Below are 23,371 nucleotides of genomic sequence, written 5' to 3' on the forward strand. Positions count from 1 at the left end.
CGCCTGATTTTTTTTGCGGATGCGGATGCGCTTGGGGCCTCAGATTATGGTCTTGGCAGCCTCAGCTTCTCTTTTTGCGCACTTGTAATGGTACATCTTAACGTCTGCCCGCGAAATGGTGTCGTCAATGCTGTCATCCTGCGCCGGGTCAAATTGCGCAATGCCGTACGAAAAGCACAGGCAGAAGTTTCCAATGGTAACTTGTCGTGCCTCAACGCAAATTTCAGCAATCTTTTTTTCTGTTGCGTCCAGGCTGGCGTTGAACAGCAATGTAACAAACTCATCACCGCCAATGCGGTACGTTGAGCCCTGAGTCCTGAAATTTTTCATAAGAAGCTGGGCAAGGGCCCTGATGTGTTCATCGCCAGCCGAGTGACCAAACTGGTCGTTGATGGCTTTAAGTTTGTTCAGGTCGCACGACACCACAGTAATGTTTTTTTGCTGCTCTGCGCCGCGTAGCTTGTGGGTGGCCAGTTCAAAGGCGTTGCGGTTCATTGCGCCTGTGAGCAAATCTGTATATGCGAGCCATTGATAGAGCGGAATGGAAAAGCTGCGAATCAGCACAATGGCCACAAAGCCAACGCCAATGGCAATGCAAATGGAAGCAATGATGTAATACCGCTGGGAGCTTGCGGTATTTTCAGCAAAATATTCCCCGTCAAATTCGATAACAAGAGCGCCAACCGTGACTCCGTTGCTTTTGATCGGTTCGCAAGACGGAATGATCATGCCCCATGATGTATTAAGGATCTCTGTTCCATGAAAAACATCACCATCCAGACATTTGTTCACAGCGGGGAGAATTTCGGCTTCTATGGGCGAACCGCTGGCACGAAAATCTTCTGAATCCCGTGGCAGGCCATCAACAACATATATGGCATTGCCTTCAGAATTGCGCTTTGCCGTGTAGAGATACCTGACGGCGGTTATTTTACGAACGTCGTCAAGCTCTTGCTGCACCTTATTGTAAAGGTGCGAGTCCGCATCTTTGTCATTATAAATTGCAGTGAAGTTTTCTGGCGGTATGCGGTCAAGCAGGAGAGAAAAAATGGCGTCTGACCTCATGGTTGTTATGAGTTTTAAATCAAGATTTCTGTAATAATAGAAAATTGAAGTTATCAACACCGCAGTTATTATTATGGAAATAACAACGAGAGAGAGTAATTTTAACTCTGCGCGTGAGAAGGTTTTATCAAATTTGTTTCTGTCTGTTGATTCTGTATAGTACTTCTTAAGCATATCATATTCCCTTGAAAAAAATGCGATGATGGCTTCTCAATTTATACGCTACAATAAACTATATTTGAGATCAAGCATCTCAACTTTTCGAAATAATTATCTTATAATAAACAAGATATTGAAGCAAAATTTTTTATGAGTCAAATTGGTTGCGTAAATATAAGTTAACTTAATCTGCAAATATTAACATCGAAAGTGTGGTTGAAGTTATTGCCAGCTTGCATAAGTAACCACGCAGTTACGTTTTTTGTCTGGGAGGGATATGCCTGTAGTGGGTGAACTGGCGGTATTGGCAGTACAAGCGATGGCAAAAAGGTGAGATTGTGAAAAAGTGTTTTTTTGCACTGTTGCAAAAAAACACCTTTTTAAATTATATTGCAAATTTAGTATGTTATAAAAAATATGTTGTAAATTTGCAACAATGAGAATTGATGGCGGTTTCTGAAATTTTGGAGATATTTTTAAAAAATATAAATATTACATATAGTTAAATATAATGGCACGGATGATGCTCATAGGTGGTCATTGAGATGAATATCACAAGCATCTCGCTTGAACATAATCACCATTCAGGAGTTTCATCATGAGTCAGTGCGGTTGCTGCATGTCCCCCCAGGAAGAACGCGTTGTCAATAAGAGCGTTGACCGTAAAGGGCGCGAGCGCGTTTACGGCATTCTGGAACAGAACCAGTTCAGCCTTCCCCACGTGGACGTTGAGCGCGCCAAGTATTTCACCGAATCCATGCGCGAAACCGAAGGTGAACTGCTGACCCTGCGCTGGGCCAAGGCCCTGAAAAACGTGGCCGAAAAAATCACCGTATACATTACCCCCAACCAGCTTATTGCTGGCCGCGTGGGCAAGTTTGGCCGTTACGGCATTCTGTACCCTGAAATCGACGGCGACTTTTACCGCGAAGTACTGGCCGACCTGGAGCACCGCGACAAGAGCCCCTTCCAGATTTCGCAGGAAGACATCAAGGTTGTTATGGAAGAGATTGCCCCCTACTGGGAAGGCAAGACCTACCATGAACACCTCAACAAGACCCTGCCTGCCGAAATCCGCAACGTCACCTATGTGGACGAACGCGGCCTCAAGTCCAAGTTCGTGGTGAGCGAAACCTCGTCCTACCGCTCGGCCCTTCAGTGGGTGCCGGACTACGAAAAGGTCATCAAGCGCGGCTTCCTCGACATCCAGAAAGAAGCCCGCGAAAAGCTTGCCACCCTTGATCTGACCAACTCCGTTGATCTGTGGGACAAGAAGCCCTTCCTCGAAGCCATGATCATCGTGTGCGACTCCATCATGATCTGGGCCAAGCGCCACGCCGATCTGGCCCGTGAACTTGCCGCCAAGGAAGGCGACCCCAAGCGCAAGGCCGAGCTGCTCCAGATCGCCGAAACCTGCGATCACGTGCCCGCTCACCCTGCCCGCAGCTTCCGCGAAGCCATGCAGTGCCAGTGGTTTGTGCAGATGTTCTCGCGCATCGAGCAGAAGGCCAGCGCCATCATCTCCAATGGCCGTATGGACCAGTACCTGTACCCCCTGTACAAAAAGGACATTGAAGAAGGCATCATCAGCCGCGAAGAAGCCAAGGAACTGCTTGAATGCATGTGGGTGGATATGGCCCAGTTCATCGACCTGTACATCAACCCCACGGGCGTTGAATTTCAGGAAGGCTATGCTCACTGGGAAGCCGTGACCATCGGCGGCCAGACCCCCGATGGCGAAGACGCCACCAACGATCTGACCTACCTGTTCCTTGAATCCAAGCGCGAATTCCCGCTCAACTACCCCGACCTTGCCGCGCGCATCCACTCCCGTTCGCCCGAACGCTTCCTGCGCGAAGTGGCCCTGACCATCAAGGACGGCTCCGGCTTCCCCAAGCTCATTAACGATGAAGAAGTGGTGTTCCTCAACACCATCAAGGGCTGCCCGGTCAACGAAGCTCTGGACTACGCCGTTTCCGGCTGCACAGAAACGCGCATGCCCAACCGCGATACCTACACCTCCGGTTGCGTGTACGTGAACTTTGCCACCGCCCTTGAAATGACCATGTACAATGGCCGCATGCAGCACTACGGCGATGAGGTTGTGGGCCTTGAAACGGGCGAAGCGACCTCCTTCAAGTGCTGGGAAGACTTTTACGAAGCTTACAAGGCCCAGCACCTCAACCTGCTGCGCAAGGCCTTCCAGCAGCAGCATGTGGTGGACAAGCTGCGCCCGCAGCACTTTGCCGCGCCGCTTTCTTCCGTGCTGCACAACCTGTGCATGGAAAACCTCATGGATCTGCACTGCGAAAAGATCCCCGGCGGCGTGGATTACTCCTACTTTGAATTCCTGGGCTACGGCACTGTTGTGGACTCCCTTGCCGCCATCAAAAAGCTGGTGTTTGAAGAAAAACGCCTGAGCATGAAAGAAGTGGTGGAAGCCTGCAAGGCCGACTTCAAGGGCGCCGAACCCGTGCGCGAAATGCTGCGCAACGCCCCCTGCTACGGCAACAATGATCCCTACGTGGACAGCATTGCCAAGGACGTTGACCGCGTGACCCAGGTGGAAGCCGAAAAGAGCTCCCGCGATCGCGGCGTGCATGTGGACGTGCGCTACGTGCCCATCACCTCGCATGTACCCTTTGGCAAGGTGGTTTCCGCCACGCCCAATGGCCGTCATGCCTGGACTGCGCTTTCCGACGGTTCTTCCGCTTCGCACGGCGCGGACAAGAACGGCCCCACTGCGGTTCTGCTTTCCAACTACCATTCCAAGAACTACGGCATGACCAACCGCGCTTCCCGCCTGCTGAACATCAAGCTGTCGCCCAAGTGCGTTTCCGGCGATGAAGGCACGGAGAAGATCGTGAACCTTATCCGCACCTGGTGCGACCTCAAGCTGTGGCACCTGCAGTTCAACATCGTGAACAGGCAGACCCTGCTCAACGCCCAGAAAGAACCCGACAACTACCGCAGCCTGCTGGTGCGTATCGCAGGGTACAGTGCATACTTCTGCGATCTTTCCCGCGACTTGCAGAACGACATCATCGACCGTACCGAACACGCCCAGTTCTAAATATATCGCCGCGAGGGGCTTTTGCCGGACTGCGTCAAGTTTCTTGCCGGATACCAAAGGCCCCTCGCAGCGATACTCTCCAAAACCCTCAAACAAACAGACCGTCAGGGGAGGGGGCAAGTCCCCTCCCGCAAATTTTCAGCGCAGACATCAGCCGTTTAACAGAGCGCAAGCCCGCCATCTGCTCCTGATTTCTGACCGCGTTGACCTTGCCAACGCTCCGGGGGGAGGGGAGCAATCCCTTCCCCTTTTGAATTTACTCAAACGGCGCGCCAGGGCTGGCCGCACACCAAGGATGACCCCATGACTGACGCACAAGTACAAGGTGTTGTTTTTAATATACAGAAGTTCAGCGTGCACGATGGCGAAGGTATCCGCACCCTGGTTTTCCTCAAGGGTTGCCCTCTGCGTTGCCGCTGGTGCAGTAACCCCGAGTCGCAGAATCTTCATCCCGAGCATGCCTTCAATCCCTCGCGTTGCCTTACTGCCCAGGTCTGCGGGCGCTGCCTCAATGCCTGTACTTCGGGCGCGCTTAGCCTTGTGGATGGCCTGATTGCGCATGACCGCAGCAAGTGCAGCGAGTGCTTTGCCTGTGTGCGGGCCTGCCCCTCGGGCGCGCAGAGCGTATACGGCGAAACCATGTCTGTGCGTCAGGTACTTGATAAAGTTGAAGAGGACGGCGTGTTCTATCACCGTTCCGGCGGCGGCATGACACTCTCCGGCGGTGAGGCCCTCATGCAGCACGAATTTGCCAATGCCCTGCTGCGCGAGGCCCGCAAACATCACATCAATACCACCATCGAAACCTGCGGCTGCTATCCCTACGAGCATCTGCATGAGGCCTGCAAGCACCTGAACAAGCTTATTTTTGACATAAAGAGCCTTGACCCTGTGCAGCACAAAAAGCATACGGGCGTGGATAATATGCTGATTTTGCGCAATTTTGCACGAGTCTGCGAGGACTTTCCCCAGTTGCCCATACTTGCGCGCACCCCGGTTATCCCCGGATTCAATGACACCGAGGACGATATCCTGGCTATCCGCGAGTCGATCCCCCGCCGGCCCAATATTCAGTACGAGCTGTTAGGCTACCACCGTATGGGGCAGCCCAAGTATGGCTACCTTGGCCGCCAGTATGAACTGGAAGGCGCAAAGCTTGATGAAGCAAAGATGGAGCACTTGAGAAAAATTGCTTCTTAGTGCTGAATTTGTTGTATTTTTATGGAATCAAGCGCCAGGACCGCAAGGCCCTGGCGTTCTGTTTTTGGGGATGAATATTCGTGGTTGTGTAAAAATGCACAGCCAGCTATTTGGTGTGTGTTTTTTTGCACAAGTTGGTTGCTCAGTTTTTATATAACATGCTTATTTATAATAATAAAATATTGTTTTTTGGTTTGTTGCATTTTTGCAACAAGTGGATGCATGCGGGGGGAAATTATAAACAATTCTTATTCCTGATTAAAATATAGAATTATTCTATGTAGTTATAAAATAATTCTTCTTAGTTTTTGCCATTTGTAATCAGATTGAGGGCAGTGTGCAGCACTATGTGTGAGTGCAGCCAACCGGTGCAGTTTTTTCAGAAATATATTTTCCCTCCATATTTTTTATAATACATTGATATTATAGATATTTTTTAACAATATCAATTGCCATCACTATTAGGAGGTTTGTTTTTGCACTCAATTTCACAATAGGCACGCTTCTTGCCTTTAGGGATGCATAGCCGCGAGGCACAATTTTTATTCCTAAAGGAATGTTTCATGAACATCATTGATTTCCGTTTTCGCCCCAGCACCCCTGACGCCGTTAAGGGAATGCTTTCCAACAAAGTGTTCGGCGGCATGTTTGAACTTTTCAAATACGCTGACCGGGCCAAGCCAGAGCCTATTGAAAAGATCGTTGCCGACATGGAAAAGCAGGGCGTGGTCAAAGGGGTTGTGACAGGGCGTGACGCTGAAACCACCTATGGTCTTGGATCCGCCAATCCCGGCATTCTTGAGCTCATGCGACAGTACCCGGACAAGTTCATCGGCTTTGCCGGTCTTGATCCCCACAAGGGCATGGATGCCACAGCAGAGCTTACAAACATGGTGAACAAGGGCATGCGCGGCGCGGCCATTGACCCGTATCTTGCGCGCATTCCTGCCAGCCATGCCAGGTATTATCCCATCTACGCCAAATGCTGCGAACTTGACGTGCCCATCGTCATCACAACCGGCCCAGCCACTCTGGTGGATGGCGCGGTGATGGACGATGCCCACCCCCGGCACATCGACCGCATCGCCGCCGACTTTCCCAAGCTCAAGATTGTTATCAGCCACGGCTGCTACCCCTGGGTGAGCGAGGTCATCATGACCGTGCACCGTAACCGCAACGTGTACATCGACCTTGCGGAATACGAGGAACAGCCTTTCTCCGAGGGCTACATCAAGGCCGCCAATACCCTCATCGGCGACAAGGTGCTCTTTGCCAGCGCCGCGCCCTTTATGGATTTTCAGGAGCAGATCGAGCTGTACAAGCGGCTCCCCTTTACGCCGGAAACGCTTGAAAACGTCATGTACAACAACGCGGCGCGTCTGCTCAATCTTTAATGATTGCAGGCGCAGGCCGCGAGGCTGCGCATCTGCCCAGTGAGTTTTGACCGGGAGCGGAATTGGTTTCGTGTCCTGGTAGTGAATAAACGAAGTGGCTTCAGGGAATGTTCCCCCCGGGCGCTAGCGCTTTGGCGCAAAGGCCAGTATGAACATCCAGGCAAAAGGATCAAAGGAAAACCATGCATAGCGAACAAATGACTCACGACCAGAAGAAGAATCTGCGCCGCGTTGTGGCTTCGTCCATCATCGGCGCCGTCATCGAATGGTACGACTTCTTCCTGTACGGCGTTGTGGCCGGGCTTTTCTTCAACAAGCTGTATTTTCCAGATTTTGACGCGCGTATCGGCACTATGCTTGCTTTTGCCACTTTTGCGGTCGGCTTTGTGGCGCGGCCTTTGGGCGGCGTGATTTTTGGCCACTTCGGCGACAAGCTGGGCCGTAAAAAAATGCTCATCCTGACCCTGGAAATCATGGGTATCGCCACTGTCTGCATCGGCCTTATCCCCACCTACCACACCATTGGCATCTGGGCACCTATCCTGCTGATCGTCTGCCGTCTTGCCCAGGGCATTGGCCTTGGCGGCGAGTGGGGCGGCGCTGTGCTCATGTCTTATGAATCCGCACCGGCAGACAAGCGCGCCTTTTACGCCAGCCTGCCGCAGATCGGCATGTCGCTTGGTCTGCTGCTTGCCTCGGGCATCGTGGGCTTCTTCTCTGTTGTTCTTACTGACGAAGCTTTCCTTAACTGGGGCTGGCGCGTTGCCTTCCTGCTTTCTGCCGTGCTGCTTGCCGTTGGCGGCTACATGCGCAGCACCGTGCAGGAAACCAAGGACTTTTCTGAAGCCAAGGAGAAGATGCCTGAAGCCAAGTATCCCCTGCTGGACGCCTTCAAGCGTTATCCCAAGATGATGCTGGCCTGCATGGGCGCACGCTTTATCGACGGCGTGTCCTTCAACGTCTTTGGCGTGTATTCGCTCACCTATCTTACGCAGCAGCACGGCATTGGCCGCTCAGCAGCCCTGACCGCCGTGATGATTTCTTCTCTCGTCATGTCCTGCTTTATCCCCTTCTGGGGTCATATGGCCGACAAGCACGGCAAAGCCAAAATTTACGGCGTATGCGCTGTGCTGCTCGGTATCTCCAGCTTCCCGGCCTTCTGGGTGCTGCATAACTTCTCCGGCAACTACCTGTGCGTGGTGCTTGCCCTGGCGCTGCCCTTCGGCATCCTTCACGCCGCCGTGTTCGGCACCATGTCCAGCGTGTTTTCCGAAAGTTTTGACGCCTCGGTGCGTTACTCCGGCATCTCCTTTGTTTATCAGTTCACCGCCATCTTCGCCTCCGGTATGACCCCCATGGTCGCCGCCATGCTCACCGGCATGGCCGACGGCGCGCCCTGGTACCTCTGCGGTTATCTGGCTGGCATCGGCGTGCTCAGCGCGCTTTCCACCCTGTGGCTCAGCCGCATGGCCCGCGCCCGCCGCAATGCCCAGGCCAGCAATACTGTTACCCAAACCCCTAAGACCGCAATGGTAGAAGCCACCAGCGCCGAAGGGTTCTAACAATGGAACACGCTGTCGGCTTTTGCCGGACGGCAGCGCCTTTCATTTGCTCCCATGCCCGTAAACCGGGCGTGGGAGCATACTTGCGCCCTGGGAGATAATGCATGTACAATCCCCACATGCTAGCAGACTATGTAGAACAACTTTGCGATACCTTCCGGGACGCTATCTGCGTTACTGACCGGGAAGGCATCGTTACGCTCGTGAACAAGCGCCATGCGGAACTGACCGGTATTTCCCGTGAAAAGATGATGGGGAACCGCATTCAGGACATGGTCCAGAACGGCATTTTTGACGTTGTGCTTAATCCGCGCATTGTGGAAACCGGGCAAAAGGTCTCAAGTGTACAGAACCTCTACAACGGGCGCACCTTGCTGCTTGACGGGCACCCTGTAAAGGACGCCTCGGGCAAGGTCGCCTATGTTGTGACTGTCATCCGTGACATCACGGCGCTGACCGAACTGCGTGAAGAAATTACCGCGCAGCGCGAACTGCTTGAAACTTTTCAGAATCTCAGCAGTGAAGGGGTCACGGGCAACCAGTACCCGCGCGTGGTGCAAAGCCCTGTCATGCAGCGCCTGTACGCCGAAGCCTCCGCCATTGCAGAGACTGACGCAACCGTGTTGTTGCTGGGTGAGACCGGCGTGGGCAAGGACGTTGTGGCCCGGCACATCCACCGCAACAGCCTGAGGGCCGATGCGCCCTTTATCAAGGTGGACTGCGGCAGCATCCCTGAAAACCTGATTGAAACGGAACTGTTCGGCTATGTTCCCGGCAGTTTTTCCGGCGCAAGCAAGCATGGCAAGGCCGGGCTTGTGGAGGCGGCCTCGGGCGGCACCCTGTTCCTTGATGAAATTGGCGAACTGCCCATGACCATGCAGTCGCGCCTGCTGCGGGTGCTACAGGATTGGGAAGTGCTGCGCGTGGGCGCCACAGTGCCCAAAAAGGTGGATGTGCGCGTTGTGGCCGCCACCAACAAGGAGCTGGAGCGCGAGGTCGCCAAGGGCATGTTCCGCTCCGACCTTTATTATCGCCTCAAGGTGGCGGTGCTGAACATCCCGCCCCTGCGCTCGCGCCGCGTGGATATTCTGCCGCTGGCGCAGAGCTTTTTTACCTTTTACGGCAAGAAGTACCGCAAGGCCGTCAATCTTTCTGACGAAGCCAAGCAGGTGATGCAAAACCACACATGGCCGGGCAATGTGCGCGAGCTGGAAAACCTCGTGCAGGGGCTGGTGGTGACCTGCAAGCATGGGCTTGTGGGCGTGCGCGATCTGGCGGGCATCCGCCCCTTGCCGCCGAGCGAATCCGGCGAAGGGCGCTACGCCTTGCCCTCCATTGAAGGCCGCTCGCTCAAAAGCATCATGAAGGAAGTGGAAACTGCGGTCATCGAAAAGGGCATGCAGCGCTACGGCTCCATCAGCGAGCTTTCGCGCCAGTTTCAGATGGACCGCAGCACCATATTTCGCAAAGTTAAGGAAATTGAAGCCATCAAGCATGGTTAGCGGCTACGCCTGCCAGATCAATCCACATGGGCGGCATTGTTTGCCGTGGGCTTCCGCAGCGGCGGCTGTTGCAACCTGCGCCATTGCAGCGCGACTGAATATTCTGGAGTATGCATGAAGGGGCTGAACCTTGCGCGTGAATTTTATGCGGCCTGCCTTCCCGCTTTGCGGGCGGAGATTCCCGACATTATGGACGTGGCCGCCGCTGGTCTGGTGGGCGAAGGCTCGGAATGCTTTGGCTGCGATGATGTGGAATCCCAGGATCACGACTTTGGCCCGGCCTTTTGCCTCTGGCTGCCGCGCCAGATTTTGCGGGCAGAGCTGCCGCGCATAGAGGCTGCCTTTGCCCGCTTGCCTCGCGAGTTTCAGGGCTTTGAAAGCAGGCTTGCGCCCGAGCGCAGACAGGGCAGGGTAGGGCCGCTGCCCATTGAAGATTTTTACGCCTTTTTTACCGGGCTGGATGACGTGCCCGCCACCTGGCAGCAGTGGCTTGCCATCCCCGAGCATCAGCTTGCGGCCTGCACCAACGGGCAGGTTTTTGAAGACAGGGGCGGCGAATTTACGCGGCGGCGTGATGCCCTGCTGGCTTGCTATCCGCGCGATGTGCTGCTCAAAAAGATGGCTGCCCGCTGCATGATCATGGCACAGGCCGGGCAATACAATCTGCCCCGCAGCCTCAAGCGCAATGATTCTGTGGCGGTCATGCTGGCAACGGCGCGCTTTGCGGAGGCGGCGCTTTCCTTTGTCTTTTTGTGCAACCGCCGTTACATGCCCTTTTACAAATGGGCGGGCAAGCTGGCCGCAACCTTGCCCGTGCTCGGCCCGCAACTGGCGCGCGCGTTGAGCCTTGTGGCGCAGACCCCGGCCAATCAGGAGCATGGGGCGCAGATTGTTGCGGCGGTGGAAGAATTTTGCGGCATGGCGGCGGCGCATCTGCGCGCTGTGGACCTGAGCCGTGCATCCGGCAACTGGCTCTGGGAGCATGGGCCGCAGATTCTGCGGCATGTAGAAGAGCCAGCCCTGCTGCATATGGATATGCTGCAAGGCTGATCCTGCCCCGCAGCCCTTGCCTCTGGCTGCATTAGAAAGCCTTTTTACTCTGTCGAGCACCTATTCCATGAGGAGTTGCCGATGGCCGCACAACGCCAATGGCTTGATGAACTGCGCCCCGCCCTTGATCTGATGAAACAGGGCCAACCGCAAAAGTGCATTGAAGCGCTTGAGGCGCTTGTTGCGCGGTATCCCGGCGATGACCTCTGCCGCGCTCTGGCTCTGGACGGCATGGGCCGCGCCAATTTTGCCCTGCAACGCCCGGATGCAGCCGTTCAGGCCCTGCAGGAAAGCCTTGCCCTGCTGCGCGCTACCATGGGCCCCACAGCGCCCATGACCCTCGGGGCCATGCAGAACCTTGCCCATGCACTGCTTGGGCTTGAAAAGGTAGAAGAAAGCCTTGATCTTGGGCGCGAAGCCCTGCGGCTTACCATTGAGGCCTGCGGGTCGGATTCCCCACAGGTTGCGGAAGCGCAGTTGCGTCTTTCTTCCGCCTATTACCGCAAGCGCGATTTTGACCGGGCGGAATCCCTCATGCTCAGCGCCAAGGAAATCTGGGAAAAGCAGGGTTTCTGCGTGCCGCAACTGGGTGTTTGCCTCAATAACCTTGGGCGCATCTGCGAAGAACGCGGGCAGCTTGCCGAAGGCATCGCCCTGCACCGTCAGTCCGTGGCTTTGCGGCGGGAACTGCTGGGCGAGCACGAGGAAACGGCTTTTTCTCTGGGCAATCTTGGCGTGGCGCTGGCCTCTGCCGGGCAGTGGGACGAGGCCGCCGCGACCTTGCAGGATTCTGTGAGCATGTACGACCGACTTGGTCTAGGCATGGGCGCAGAAGCGCAGGGCTACAGAAAGAATCTTGAAATCTGCCATCAGGCCAGAGCGGCTGCGGCCCCCACGGCCTGAGCTGAAGGAGTATAGGCTATGCAGGAAATTTTTGATCGGGAAGCAGCGCTTGCCGAGATCATTGAACGCGAGCTTGCCATGTTTTTGGCCACCAACAACGAGGGCGGCGTTTCAGAATGCCAGACCCGGCCAGACACCTTTCGCGCTATGCGCAAAATGGCCCATTCCGCGCACGAAGATGCCGTGCTGGATTCGTACCTTGCCGATTTGCGGCAGGCGGAAGTGAACAGCCGCAACCTCATGGTTGAAAAATACGCCCGCATGGACGACCGTTTGCCGCCCCTGAGCACAAGCCCGCTGCTGGATGAAATCGCCGATGCCGAAGAGGCCTTTCTGCATGAGGCTCAGACGCGCTATCCGCACGTCATAAAAAGCAACGGTCAGGGTATGTTTCGCCGTTACCTGCGCTGCGAGCTTGAAACGCTTTCGGACAGAACGCTGGAACTCTACGCCGCGCAGGTGCGCCGCGCGCGCCAGCAAGGCCGTAACCTTGTGGTGGAGCGGCACGACTTTTTGATGCGCCTGCTGGGCAAGGGCGGCATTGACGCCTGCGAAGCCGCAGCGCAGGGCAAATAGCAGGGGCGCTAGATATGGAATTTGGTTTTATCGGCGTAGGCGCAATGGGCGGGCCGCTGGCGCGCAATCTTATTCGCGCGGGCAAAACCGTGCACGTTTACAACCGTAGCGCCGAGGGAAGGGACAAAACCATTGCCGCCGGAAAATGCGGCGTACCCGCCATGAGCATGGCGGACATGGCTCCCTGCAAAGTCGTATTCACCTGCCTGGCCCTGCCGGAACATCTGACGGAAAAAGCGCTTGGCCCGGATGGCCTGTACGCGCACATGCAGCCCGGTTCCGTGCATGTGGAACTTTCGACCATCGATTCCCATACTGCCTTTGCCCTTGCCGAAGCCGCAGACAGGCAGGGTATTGCCTACATTCAATGCACCCTTGGCAAAACGCCAGCCCATGCGGAACGCGGCGAAGCCCCGCTCTTTGTGGGCGGCGACCAGCAGGCCATTGCCGGGCTGGCCGAAGTCTGGCCCATTCTTGGCGTGTTCAACAATGTGGGTACGGTGGAAGCAGCCTGCGCGGTCAAGCTGGTCAGCAATCTTGTGGGCATGGCAAATCTTGCTGTTTTGAGCGAGGGGCTGCGCATAGGCGAGGCCGCCGGGGTGGAAAAAAACCTGCTGCTGCAACTGCTTGGCGAAACTGGCGCGCAAAGTTTTCAGCTTGATGCCAGGGGAAAATCCATGGCCCAAGGGGAGTATGATCCCCCGAGGTTCGCGCTGGAACTTGCCCTCAAAGATCTGCGCCTTGGCTGCGGTATGGCTCACGGCATGAATGTGGATGTGCCCCTGCTGGATATGGTTTTTGCCCGGTTCGGCCGTGGCGAGGCTGCGGGGCTGGGCAAGAAGGACTGCGCAGCGGTGCACGAAGTTTAGGGGCTGATTCAGCATAATTATATTGTCGGACTGGCAAGTATTTTCAGCTCGCACAAATGCGCTGGCAAACAGCGGCAAGTCATAAAATTCGATAAAAGAACCCCCATCAGGCGGGCAGAGTATACCGGAAGGAGTACCTGTTTTTGCCTGATGGGGGCTGTTTTTGGGGCTTGCCGCGCGGGTTCTGTGCAGAAAACATGCGGGAGGCCCCATAATATGCTTTGTGTGGGCTTGATGCCTTTTGTGTTGGTTTACTTGAGCGCCGCCGCGCCAGCCTTGGAAACGGCGGTGTCTTCAGCCACGCTGCCGCCGCTCACGCCGATGGCCCCGACAATGACGCCATTGCGGATCAGCAGTTCGCCGCCGCCAAAGATGACAAGACCCCTGTTGGTGACTTCAATGCCATAAAGTTCTTTACCCGGCTGGGAGGCAGCGCCAAGCTGGGCAGTGGACATATTGAAATAGCGGGCCGTTATGGCCTTTTTTTGCGAAATATCGATGCTGCCAATAAAGGCCCCATCCTCACGGACAAAGGCTTTGAGGTTGCCCCCGGCATCCACAACGGCAATGTTCATGGGGATGCCCTGTTTTACAGAGAAAGCCAGTGCAGTGTTGAGCACTGTCTGTGCTTCGGCCAGGGTAAGATCACCGGGAAGCTGTTTTGCGGGTGCCGAGGCGTAAGCGTTGAAGGCAACAAGCAAAAGGACAAGAAAAACAGGCAATATACGGCGCACGGTGCTACTCCTTAGTTGATGTTAAGGAAACAGAATTTCAACCGTGGTGGGGACGAAACCGTTAATGCGGATTCGACTCCTGATGCTTGAGAGTATCCCTTTGTGTAAAAAAGAACAATATCGTTTTTGTGGCTAAACGGGCTGCAGATTGCCTGCCTGTGGTTTGCCTTGATAGGGCCGTTCCGTCCGACACGCCGAAAGTGCGGCGCTGTGTTTCTGATTGGAGGTGACAGCGCAGCTATCTGCCCCAGAGAACAAGCTCGCCGTCTTCCGCATCTATGGTTTTGCCGTAGGGGGTAAAGCCGTTCTTTTCAAGAACGCGCTGCGAGGCCAGGTTGTTGATGGCTGTTTTGGCCATATAGCGCATGGCGGAATCATGGGCCTGCGCTCCTGCCAGCATCAATGCAAGTCCGCGTGAGGCAATCCCCATTCCCTGAAATTCTGTTGCTGTGCCATAACCGATTTCATGAACACTAGAATCGTTAGTGGGCAGAAACGATGCAGTGCCCAGGGTTTGCCCGGTGATATCATCTATAAAGAGCCGTGGGGAGCACCAAAACCAGTCTGTTCCACGCGTGTGGAGATCAAGAGCCGCTTGAAGAACAACATGAGGAAGTAGATATTCTGCACAGTTTATCTGGCTTAATAAAATCTTTCCCTGAAGCAGTGAGTGAACATCATGAAGGCAAAGCGACTTCATTATAAATTTTATCATTGTAATCCTTGTTCATTGCGCATCAATTAAGAAAAAAATAATTACAAATCATCGGTAAAAATCTAATCCGCAGGTTTTTCAATGCTGCCGTGCGCATCACTTGTTTCTTCAAAGCTGATTTCAGGTTCGTCTTTTTTATATTTCTTTAGCTCTGCTCTCAAGTCTTCAATTTCCAGGTCAAGATATAGGTTTATTCGTCTTAGCTCAGAAATTGTTTTCAGGTTCAATCTGTACTTTCGGATGAACTGTACGGCATAAAATCCCAAAATAGCACCAAAAAGTATTGTTGCAGCTCTTATTAAAAGCATATTGTCCATCCTGATTTTTTGTTTTTGATATATAATAATTGTTTCTATATCAATGTATAATTCTAAAGTATTAGTCCGCATTCCACCCCGCGACATTGCGATTTGCTGACAAAGATTGCCAGCTTTCGTTGCAAGGCAGGATTCCAGAGCAGAAGTCGAAGTAAAAAAGCATAAATTTCGCTAAGATAATATTATATTTATTTTTTGAGTTGTATCCGTGCGAAAGTACATCCTATGCAGTTTTGAATATATAATTTTTATTAAAATTTTTTTATTTGTACTAGTTCTCAATTAGTTTCAGCTAGCTATAATAAACCGACTAATCAACTAATATTTATATATCGTTGCATCTATTATCGGCTACTAGTATACACCCGCGATGCAAAAAATAGCTGTATGCCTCACGGTGATTCTGTTGCTTATGCAGAATGCTTATGCCGCCGCACCAATGCCGTCTTTTTCTCCTGATCGAGCTGCAGAGTTACACGATCAGCGTCTGCGAGAGATGGAAGATAACCAGCGCCGCAGGATGCTTTTGACCCCGCCCGCAGAGCAGCCAGAGCCAACCAAGCCCCAGCCGCATAAAGAAACAGGTCATTGCATACCTATCAATACAATCAGTGTGGAAGGGGCCACCCTGCTTTCCTCGCATCAGGTACGGGCGATCACGCAGGCTCACGAGGGGCAATGCCTTACGCTGGGCGGCATCAATACGGTGCTGCAAGAACTCACCAACGCCTACGTCCAGAAAGGCTATGTTGGTTCCAGAGCTGTGCTGGAGCCGCAGGATCTTTCACTTGGGGTGCTGCACATCCGCGTTATCGAGGGCAGGGTGGAATCTATTGAAATGTCGCCCGGTTCCACCATGAACGCCCGCCAGCTCAAAACAATCTTCCCTTTTGTGAAAGGCTCGGTTCTTCAGCTGAGGGACATTGAGCAGGGGCTGGATCAGCTCAACCGTCTGCCTTCCAACAGGGCCATCATGTCCATAGCGCCGGGTTCGCAGGTAGGCGAAAGCAAGGTGGTCATTGATAACGTGCAGGAACGCACGTGGCGGCCAAGTGTTGGCTTTGACAATCTGGGGCAGGATACGACAGGCCGCGCGGAATACACCCTGGGCTTGGAAAAAGACAACTTCATCGGCTGCAACGACCAGTTTTCGTTCTACTACACAGGTTCCATGCCCCAGGTTTTCGGCCAGTTCAAAAATGACTGGGAAGGCGCGAGCGAGAGCGTCACCGGGCTGTTTTCAATCCCGTTAGGCTATTGGCTGCTGAGCGGCAGTGCCAGCCGTTTCAATTACACGACGCAGATATACGGATTGAATCAGGCCTACACCAGCAGCGGCACCACCTCTGCCATGCGCCTCGCACTGGACAGGGTTATCTGGCGGGACGGCAACGGCAAGCTCTCTCTGGGTACGTTTATTCAATACAGAGACGTGGAAAACCACTTTGAAGACGTGCGTCTTTTGGCCAGCAGCTATCGGCTTACCACCACCGGGCTTGCGGCCAGTTATGTGCGCCGCATGCTTGGCGGCGTACTGACCCTTCAGGCGGAGCAAATCTGGGGCATTCCCAATATGTCATGGAGTGTTCCCGGCCCGGAAACCTCCACAACTCCCCACACGCGGTTCAGCAAAACCACAGGCACGGTTGGCTGGCAGCGGCCATTTGAGCTCGGCCAGCAGCAATGGTCGTGGAATCTTACGGCCTTTGGTCAAACCAGCGAGCAAACCATGTACGGCGCGGAGCGCCTGTATGTGGGCAGCCCCTACACTGTGCGCGGATTTCGCGAAACACCCGTGGGCGGTGATTGCGGGGGCTATATGCGCAACGAACTGGCCTGGACTGTTCCGGCAAAGATTCTGGAACCGGTGACGGCTTCGCCGCTTGGGCCAGTGCAAATTTACGCGGCCTACGACTACGGCGGCATAAGCCGCGATGCCAAAGACCCCTACGAATGGGGCGAGCTGACAGGCATGACTATCGGCGTGCGCACCAGCGGCAAGCTTTCGGTGCAGGCATCGTGGTCAAAACCGCTGACAGTGCCGGATTACGTGCAGGATAAGGGCGATGTTTGGTCAGTAAGCGTGCGTTACACCTTTTAACGCCAGCACTGGCAGATGCCGCATCCGCCTGATGCCTGCGGCGCAAAGCAGAGCAAACGTTTGGAACAGCTCAGGCTCAATTTGCCTGATATTTACACTTAGGGAATCATCATGGAACACCGTACACCAATACACTCCGTGGCATTGTGCGCCATACTTTCGGCGCAACTGATTCTTTCTCCCATTTTTGCCGCATCCGCATTTGCTGCGGGCGGGGTAACCCCCGACCCCAACGCGCCCGGCAGCAAGCGCCCATCCATGGATGTTTCGGCCAACGGTGTTCCGCTCGTCAACATTACCGCGCCCAACAGCTCGGGCCTTTCGCACAACCAGTATTCAGACTTCAATGTGCACCAGCAGGGGCTGATTCTCAACAACAGCTATCGGACTGTTACTACGCAGATTGGCGGCATTATTACGGGCAATCCCAATTTTCACGGTGATTCTTCGCGCGAGGCCAGCACCATTCTCAACGAGGTGACAAGCGCCAACCGTTCGCGCATTGAGGGCTACATCGAGGTGGGCGGCCGCCCTGCGGATGTTGTTCTGGCAAACCCCAACGGCATCACGGTTAACGGCGGCGGCTTCATCAATGTGCCGCGCGCTACGCTGAGCACCGGCGTGCCGCAGGTAAACCCCGCCGGGGCGTTGACCGGGCACGAGGTGCAGCGCGGCGATATCAGCATTGAAGGCGCTGGCATCAATGCGGACAATACCGATGCCTTTACCCTGCTGGCCCGTACAGCCTCCGTAGAAGCCCAGGTTCGCGGCAAAAACGTCACGGTAGTGGCTGGCAGAAACAACATTGCCACAGATGGCACGGTTACGCCGCTGGCGGATGATCCTGCCAATCCCAAGCCTCAGGTTGCCATTGATTCCTCTGCCCTTGGCGGCATGTACGCCAACCGCATAACCCTGGTCGCCACAGAAAAAGGCGTTGGCGTCAACCTTGAGGGCACGGTGCAGAGCGCAGACCAGATGGTTATTACCGCCGATGGCAAGCTGCGCCTGCGCGAAGCCTCGTCGGGCGGCGATGCCATGCTTGCAAGCAATACGGAAATCCGTGTGGACGAAAGCGCGGCGGCGGCAAAAAGCCTCGGAGTCTCCGCGCCAAGGGTTTCCACCCCCGGCGTGCTGGCTGCTGGCGAGAATCTATCCATACAGGCAAACGCTCTGGCACTGGAGCCAGGGGCGAGGGTCGTTTCAGGCGTGGATTCTTCCGGCGGGCTTACGCAGCATGGCAAAACAACCATTGTTGCCGACACGCTGGAGGCCAATCAGGCGAAGGTGCTTTCTGGCGGCAGTGTGGGCATTGCGGTTACCAATACAGCCAATGTGCGGTCTTCAACCATATCCGTTCAGGATGCCCTGCTTTTGACTGGCGGAACCTACCTTTTGTCAGACAGTCTGGTGCAGGGGCAGAACATTGGCCTGGATGTGCGCCAGTTGACCGTTGCCGGAAAATTCACAGTAGAAGCGTACACCAATCTGGCAGTGAAAGCCGCGTTGATGGAAGTGCAGGACAGCGTGTTGCGCGCGGCTGCGGACGCCCAATTTCAGGCAGGCAGCGCCACGGTGGACGCCACAGGCAGCATTGCCGCAGGGAATGACCTTGTTGTTACTTCTGACGACATGATCTTGCGGGGTGGATTTGTTTCCGCCGGGCAAGATGTTGCAATCTCGTCAACAACCCTGAGCAGCATTGGCGGCGTGATCTATGCCGCAAGGGATCAGCAACTGGCAACGGCAGGTCTGCTGCTCAACGATGGCGGCGAAATATACGCCGGGCGCAATATTGCCATCACATACATGGGCAATACGCGTTCCAATGTAGTGCGCAATCTGTCAGGCACAATATCAGCCGGGGATACATTAAGCATAAATGCCGCTACAGTTGAAAACAAGAAACGAGAATTTGAAATTGCCTCGCGGGGGAATCACGTCTCCTCATATTCCTGGCATGAATGCAACGCTGCACTGCTTGGGCACGGCTGCGACAGAAGGCAACTGTGGTATTACGTCAACGAATATAACGACTACATTCTCAAGGATTCCCCTTCAAGCCAGATGCTGGCGGGTGGAGACATCATAATTGGCGCTGATTTTCTTAACAACGAATACAGCACCATTGCGGCGGGTAAGAATCTTTCCGCTACTGCGGGCAATGCCGTAAACAAGGACGGCGTGCTGCAACACACCAAAACTACCCGTGAAACCATGAAGGGCTGGGATTCAGACGATGACTTTACCGGCGAGTATTTTCGCTCGTACAAGGAAGAGTTCACCGAAATAGGGCGCTCGCCTGCGGTGTTTTCCGCCAATTCAGGCCTGTACATGAACGTTTCTGGCACATTCAGCAATCTGAGCCAGCGACAAGGCATTTCCCAGCCCAACAGCAATTCTGCCAGCAAGGGATATCCATTTTCCGGCAGCCCCATGTTCCACGCTGTAGACTCGCCTGGCCACCATTATCTGATAGTAACCGACCCCCGGTTCACCAATCTGGGCAATTTTTACGGTTCGGATTACTTTCTCAGCCGCGTTGGGCTGGACCAGAAGCGCCAGCAGGTAGTTTTGCTGGGCGATGCATTCTATGAAACACGCCTTGTGCAGCAGCAGATTCTTGAAAGCACGGGCAGGCGTTTTCTTGGCGGTTACAGCACCGATGCGGATCAGATGCGCGGGCTCATGGATGCGGCGGTTGCCCAGCAGAAGGATCTGAACCTGACGGCGGGCGTGGCCCTCACAGCGGCGCAGGCAGCAGCCCTTACGCAAGATATGGTCTGGCTGGTGGAGGAGGAATACATGGGGCAAAAGGTGCTTGTGCCCCATGTGTATCTGGCATCGGCCACCAGAGAGGACATCACCGCCGGGGGCGGCGTTCAGGCCAAAAATGTGTACATCAACGCGGGCAAGGGCGTGCTGAACGAAGGGCTTATAAGCGGCGGCAGCGTCAATATTGCCTCTGTCGATATCAGCAATACTGGCGGCCTGCTGCGCGGCGGCGACCTGAATCTGACGGCGCTGAACAACATCAGCAACAACAGCGGCTTTATGCAGGGCACCAACATTGCCATGCAGGCCGGCAACAACATAACCTCGCAAACCCTTACCACCAGAGATCCCGGCAATGCAGCTAACATCCATGTGCTGGCGCAGGCGGGCATTGAGGCCAAAAACAGCGTAACCGCCGTGGCTGGCAACGATGTTTCCATCACGGGCAGCACCCTGAATGCTGGCGGCGACATTGCCTTGCGGGCCGGGCGAAATATGACCGTTGGCACGGTTACGGAAGAGTTCCATATGGGCGACGGCGTTCACAGCCGCGAAGACCGGGTAACGCACACCGGCTCAGCCGTGGCCGCAGGCGACAACCTGACCATGACCGCCGCCAATGACATGACCGTAGCAGGCTCGCAGGTCGTTGCCGGGGGCAATGCCGTGCTGGCGGCTGGCAAGAGCCTCTCTGTCGTCTCGGTGCAGGACACCTTCAGTTCATTTGTCAAAACCAAATCCGGCAACGGCGGATTGTTCTCCTCCAGCTCCAAAAAAACGGTCACGCAGGATTACCGCACCAACAAGGCTTCCACAGTCGGCGCGGGCGGCAATCTTACGCTTGCGGCGGGCGTAACCGGGCTTGGGCATGCCACGGTTGTTGGCTCCAACCTTGTCAGCGCGCAAGACCTCTCGGTGCTGGCCTCTGGCAATATCAACGTGGTCTCCGGGCAAAACAGCTCTTATTTTGCTTCCACCAAGTCCACCACGGGCGCATTGGGCCTCAGCTCTTCTTCCAAGGCCAGCGGCAGCTCTTCTGTTACCCAGGTGGCGTCAAACCTTATGGGGCAAAATATCACTCTTGATGCTGGCAAAAGTGTGGGCATTGCGGCCTCCAACTTCATCGCCCAGCAAAACCTCAACCTCACCGCGCGCAATGGCGATGTAAGCGTGCTCGACGCCGCCAATCAGTCGGCTTCATGGTCGTACAAAAAACAGACTGGCTTCGGCCTGGGCGGGGGCGGCTCTTTCAGCAGCATTTTTGGCACTGAGGGCAAGCGGGAGCAAAACGCGCAGGGTACCAGCGTGGGCTCAAAGCTGAATGCCGGACAGAACATAACTGTTGCCTCCTCGCGCGATACATCCGTTGTTGGCTCCAGCCTTTCGGCAGGCAACAACGTTACCATCAACGCAGGCCGCGACGCCAATATTCTGGGCGGCACCAACACCAGCTCGTCCAGCAAGGAGAAGTTTTCGTCGGGATTTGGCGTTGGCGGCACATTGGGGCTAGAGGAAAGCAATCTTTTTGTTGGTTATCAGAATCTTGCCAAGGGACGGGAAACGGCCAGCAGCACCAATGCGGCCACCACCCTTGCAGCGGGTAACACCATGACCGTAAATGCTGGGCAAAATGTAAACATGTCGGGTTCTGGCCTAAAAGCCGGAACAGACCTTGGCATGACCGCAGGCAAGGACATTCACATTGCGCAAGCAACAAATACGGAATCTATCAGCGAATACGAACGCAGCCTGCGTGTTGGTTTGAATCTGACCGTCAAGCAGAATGCCACCACCAATGCCAAGAACATTTACAACAATGCTCGGGGTGCTGCCCAAGCGGATGGCGTTGTTGAAGGCGTGACCAATGCCAAAAAAGCTGTCAATAGTGCCGCAGCACTGCCAGACTCCAAGGCAGAAGGCAGCCTGACCGTAGGTGTCAGCTCGGCATGGAGCAGCAGCGAAAGCCATAAATCCACCGCTGTGCTTTCTGATCTGAGCGCTGGGCGGGATATGGCCCTTGCCGCAGGGCAGGACGTGAGTATGCAGGGCACGCAGGCTCAGGCAGAACGCAATATCACCATTGCCGCCGGACGCGATTTGACCATTCACGCGGCAGAGTCTTCTTCCGGTGCCAGCAGCGCCAGTGGCAAAATAAGTGCAAGTGTTGGTATTGGGGCAAAGGCTGGAAAAAATGGCGTTGGATTTGGCTATCAGGGTAATATGGCACTGGGCGGCAAGTCTGCCGATAACGATACCCACGAATACAATAATGCCAAGCTGCTGGCGGGCGAAACGCTGAAAACCACATCAGGGCAGGACACCACCATTGCCGGGGCCAACCTTACGGGCAAGGACGTAAGCATGACTGTGGGACGCAACCTGAACGTGTCGAGCCTTCAGAATTCATCTTCCTATTCGTCCAACAGCTATGACATCAAAGCCGGGGCAACCGTTGGCGGGGCTTTACAGCCGATGCATCGCTGGGTGTAAAGTCAGCAGACGGCAGCAGCAGAACGGTTGGCGAGCAAACGTCAATTTTGGGCAGCAATAGTGTGAATATCTACACTGAGAACAACACCCATGTGGCCGGGGCTGTTATCGCCGCTGTTAATGACAATCTTAAATTGGATACCGGCACGCTTAGCTACGAAAATGTGGTGGGCAAAACCACGCAGACCAGCACTGGCTGGGGGATAAAATGGGATTATGAGACGAAGGATGAGGCTGCAAACAACACGGATAATGCGGCCAATAAAGGTAACAATGGGGACTCCACTACCACTGTAGGGGGTGAAATTCTCCCCAAAGGTACCAACAATACAGGTGCTGACAAAAAGGATAACGCCAGCGCAGAGCAAGACAAGGCAAAACCGCAAGGCGACAAGCAGAACGAAAATGAATCAAATAAGTATGAGCATCTTCCCCAGTGGGCGCAGGATGTTTTTGCGAAAACAGATGGCATGAAAGAAGGTTGGGATACTTGGACGAAGGATGTCATGTTTTCTCCTGCCGAATTAACCTATGCACGGTCAGAGAGCACCCAAACCGCCTATGCCACCATTGGCAAAGGTGAAATAATCGTGCGCAATAATCCCGGTCAGTCGCTGGATGGGCTGAACCGCGACCCCAACAATGCCATGCAAACAAACAATAGCCAGGATTTTAGCATCACGATCAGCCCTCTGTTTGGTAAAATTTCCGATGCCTTGGGCCTCTATGGGTATCCTGCTACGCTGGATAAAGTCGCCTTTTGGCTTACAGACCCCAAGGGGGCCTGGAGTGCTGCAAAAACTCACATTGAAAAATCACTGCCATTTTTAAAGCCAGCCCTGCAGCCCGCCCCGCCACAGGCAGACACGCAGCACTAACAGGAGCC

The 23,371-nt window shown here is 54.6% G+C and carries 16 protein-coding genes; 12 read left to right on the plus strand and 4 right to left on the minus strand.

The genetic code is table 11. From position 1 onward, the window contains the following. Positions 1-39: 39 nt before the first annotated feature. A complete protein-coding gene (locus G449_RS16365; RefSeq protein WP_081640493.1) occupies positions 40-1,239 on the minus strand; it encodes a GGDEF domain-containing protein in 1,200 nt (399 codons plus the stop codon). 583 nt (positions 1,240-1,822) lie between these two features. Between G449_RS16365 and hpsG the strand changes: the two genes are divergently transcribed. The 9 genes from hpsG to G449_RS0107110 all read left to right on the plus strand — a co-directional run bounded on the left by hpsG (position 1,823) and on the right by G449_RS0107110 (position 13,353). Next, positions 1,823-4,297 (plus strand): (2S)-3-sulfopropanediol dehydratase, encoded by a 2,475-nt coding sequence (gene hpsG, locus G449_RS0107070; protein ID WP_022658610.1) that lies wholly within the window; start codon positions 1,823-1,825, stop codon positions 4,295-4,297. Positions 4,298-4,600: 303 nt separating this feature from the next. Continuing rightward, a complete protein-coding gene (gene hpsH, locus G449_RS0107075) occupies positions 4,601-5,497 on the plus strand; it encodes a (2S)-3-sulfopropanediol dehydratase activating enzyme (RefSeq protein ID WP_022658611.1) in 897 nt (298 codons plus the stop codon). Between the two features lie 563 nt (positions 5,498-6,060). Then, on the plus strand, positions 6,061-6,891 hold the full coding sequence (locus G449_RS0107080) for an amidohydrolase family protein (protein ID WP_022658612.1): 831 nt from the start codon (positions 6,061-6,063) through the stop codon (positions 6,889-6,891). A 182-nt stretch (positions 6,892-7,073) separates the two neighbouring features. Continuing rightward, the gene (locus tag G449_RS16370) at positions 7,074-8,453 is read left to right on the plus strand and encodes an MFS transporter (protein ID WP_245170746.1); all 1,380 of its coding nucleotides are present in this window, start codon (positions 7,074-7,076) and stop codon (positions 8,451-8,453) included. Between the two features lie 104 nt (positions 8,454-8,557). Further along, entirely contained in the window at positions 8,558-9,955 is a 1,398-nt protein-coding gene (locus G449_RS0107090) for a sigma-54 interaction domain-containing protein (RefSeq protein ID WP_022658614.1), read from the plus strand. A 114-nt stretch (positions 9,956-10,069) separates the two neighbouring features. Beyond that, complete coding sequence (locus G449_RS0107095) at positions 10,070-11,005, plus strand: DUF4037 domain-containing protein (RefSeq protein ID WP_022658615.1); 936 nt, start codon at positions 10,070-10,072, stop codon at positions 11,003-11,005. Positions 11,006-11,086: 81 nt separating this feature from the next. Further along, positions 11,087-11,908: a tetratricopeptide repeat protein gene (locus G449_RS16375; protein ID WP_022658616.1), complete on the plus strand. Its 822-nt coding sequence runs from the start codon at positions 11,087-11,089 to the stop codon at positions 11,906-11,908. An 18-nt stretch (positions 11,909-11,926) separates the two neighbouring features. After that, positions 11,927-12,484, plus strand: a complete 558-nt coding sequence (locus G449_RS16380) for a DUF4125 family protein (RefSeq protein ID WP_051135395.1) — start codon at positions 11,927-11,929, stop codon at positions 12,482-12,484. 14 nt (positions 12,485-12,498) lie between these two features. Further along, positions 12,499-13,353, plus strand: coding sequence for an NAD(P)-dependent oxidoreductase (locus G449_RS0107110; RefSeq protein WP_027180784.1), 855 nt, complete (start codon positions 12,499-12,501; stop codon positions 13,351-13,353). A gap of 251 nt (positions 13,354-13,604) precedes the next feature. Here G449_RS0107110 and G449_RS0107115 read toward each other — a convergent pair whose 3' ends face one another. The 3 genes from G449_RS0107115 to G449_RS0107125 all read right to left on the minus strand — a co-directional run bounded on the left by G449_RS0107115 (position 13,605) and on the right by G449_RS0107125 (position 15,206). Continuing rightward, complete coding sequence (locus G449_RS0107115; protein WP_022658618.1) at positions 13,605-14,087, minus strand: GlcG/HbpS family heme-binding protein; 483 nt, start codon at positions 14,085-14,087, stop codon at positions 13,605-13,607. Between the two features lie 238 nt (positions 14,088-14,325). Then, the gene (locus G449_RS18105; RefSeq protein ID WP_081640494.1) at positions 14,326-14,802 is read right to left on the minus strand and encodes a GNAT family N-acetyltransferase; all 477 of its coding nucleotides are present in this window, start codon (positions 14,800-14,802) and stop codon (positions 14,326-14,328) included. Positions 14,803-14,864: 62 nt separating this feature from the next. Continuing rightward, the gene (locus G449_RS0107125) at positions 14,865-15,206 is read right to left on the minus strand and encodes a hypothetical protein (protein ID WP_022658620.1); all 342 of its coding nucleotides are present in this window, start codon (positions 15,204-15,206) and stop codon (positions 14,865-14,867) included. A gap of 433 nt (positions 15,207-15,639) precedes the next feature. Between G449_RS0107125 and G449_RS16390 the strand changes: the two genes are divergently transcribed. From G449_RS16390 to G449_RS17770, 3 genes are all read left to right on the plus strand, one after another. Next, positions 15,640-17,220, plus strand: coding sequence for a ShlB/FhaC/HecB family hemolysin secretion/activation protein (locus G449_RS16390; protein WP_425387159.1), 1,581 nt, complete (start codon positions 15,640-15,642; stop codon positions 17,218-17,220). Positions 17,221-17,331: 111 nt separating this feature from the next. Next, positions 17,332-22,485 (plus strand): hemagglutinin repeat-containing protein, encoded by a 5,154-nt coding sequence (locus G449_RS0107140; RefSeq protein ID WP_022658622.1) that lies wholly within the window; start codon positions 17,332-17,334, stop codon positions 22,483-22,485. Between the two features lie 62 nt (positions 22,486-22,547). Next, positions 22,548-23,363: a hypothetical protein gene (locus tag G449_RS17770; RefSeq protein ID WP_022658623.1), complete on the plus strand. Its 816-nt coding sequence runs from the start codon at positions 22,548-22,550 to the stop codon at positions 23,361-23,363. Positions 23,364-23,371: the final 8 nt, after the last annotated feature.

The organism is Desulfovibrio desulfuricans DSM 642, assembly GCF_000420465.1.
GTDB lineage: Bacteria > Desulfobacterota > Desulfovibrionia > Desulfovibrionales > Desulfovibrionaceae > Desulfovibrio > Desulfovibrio desulfuricans.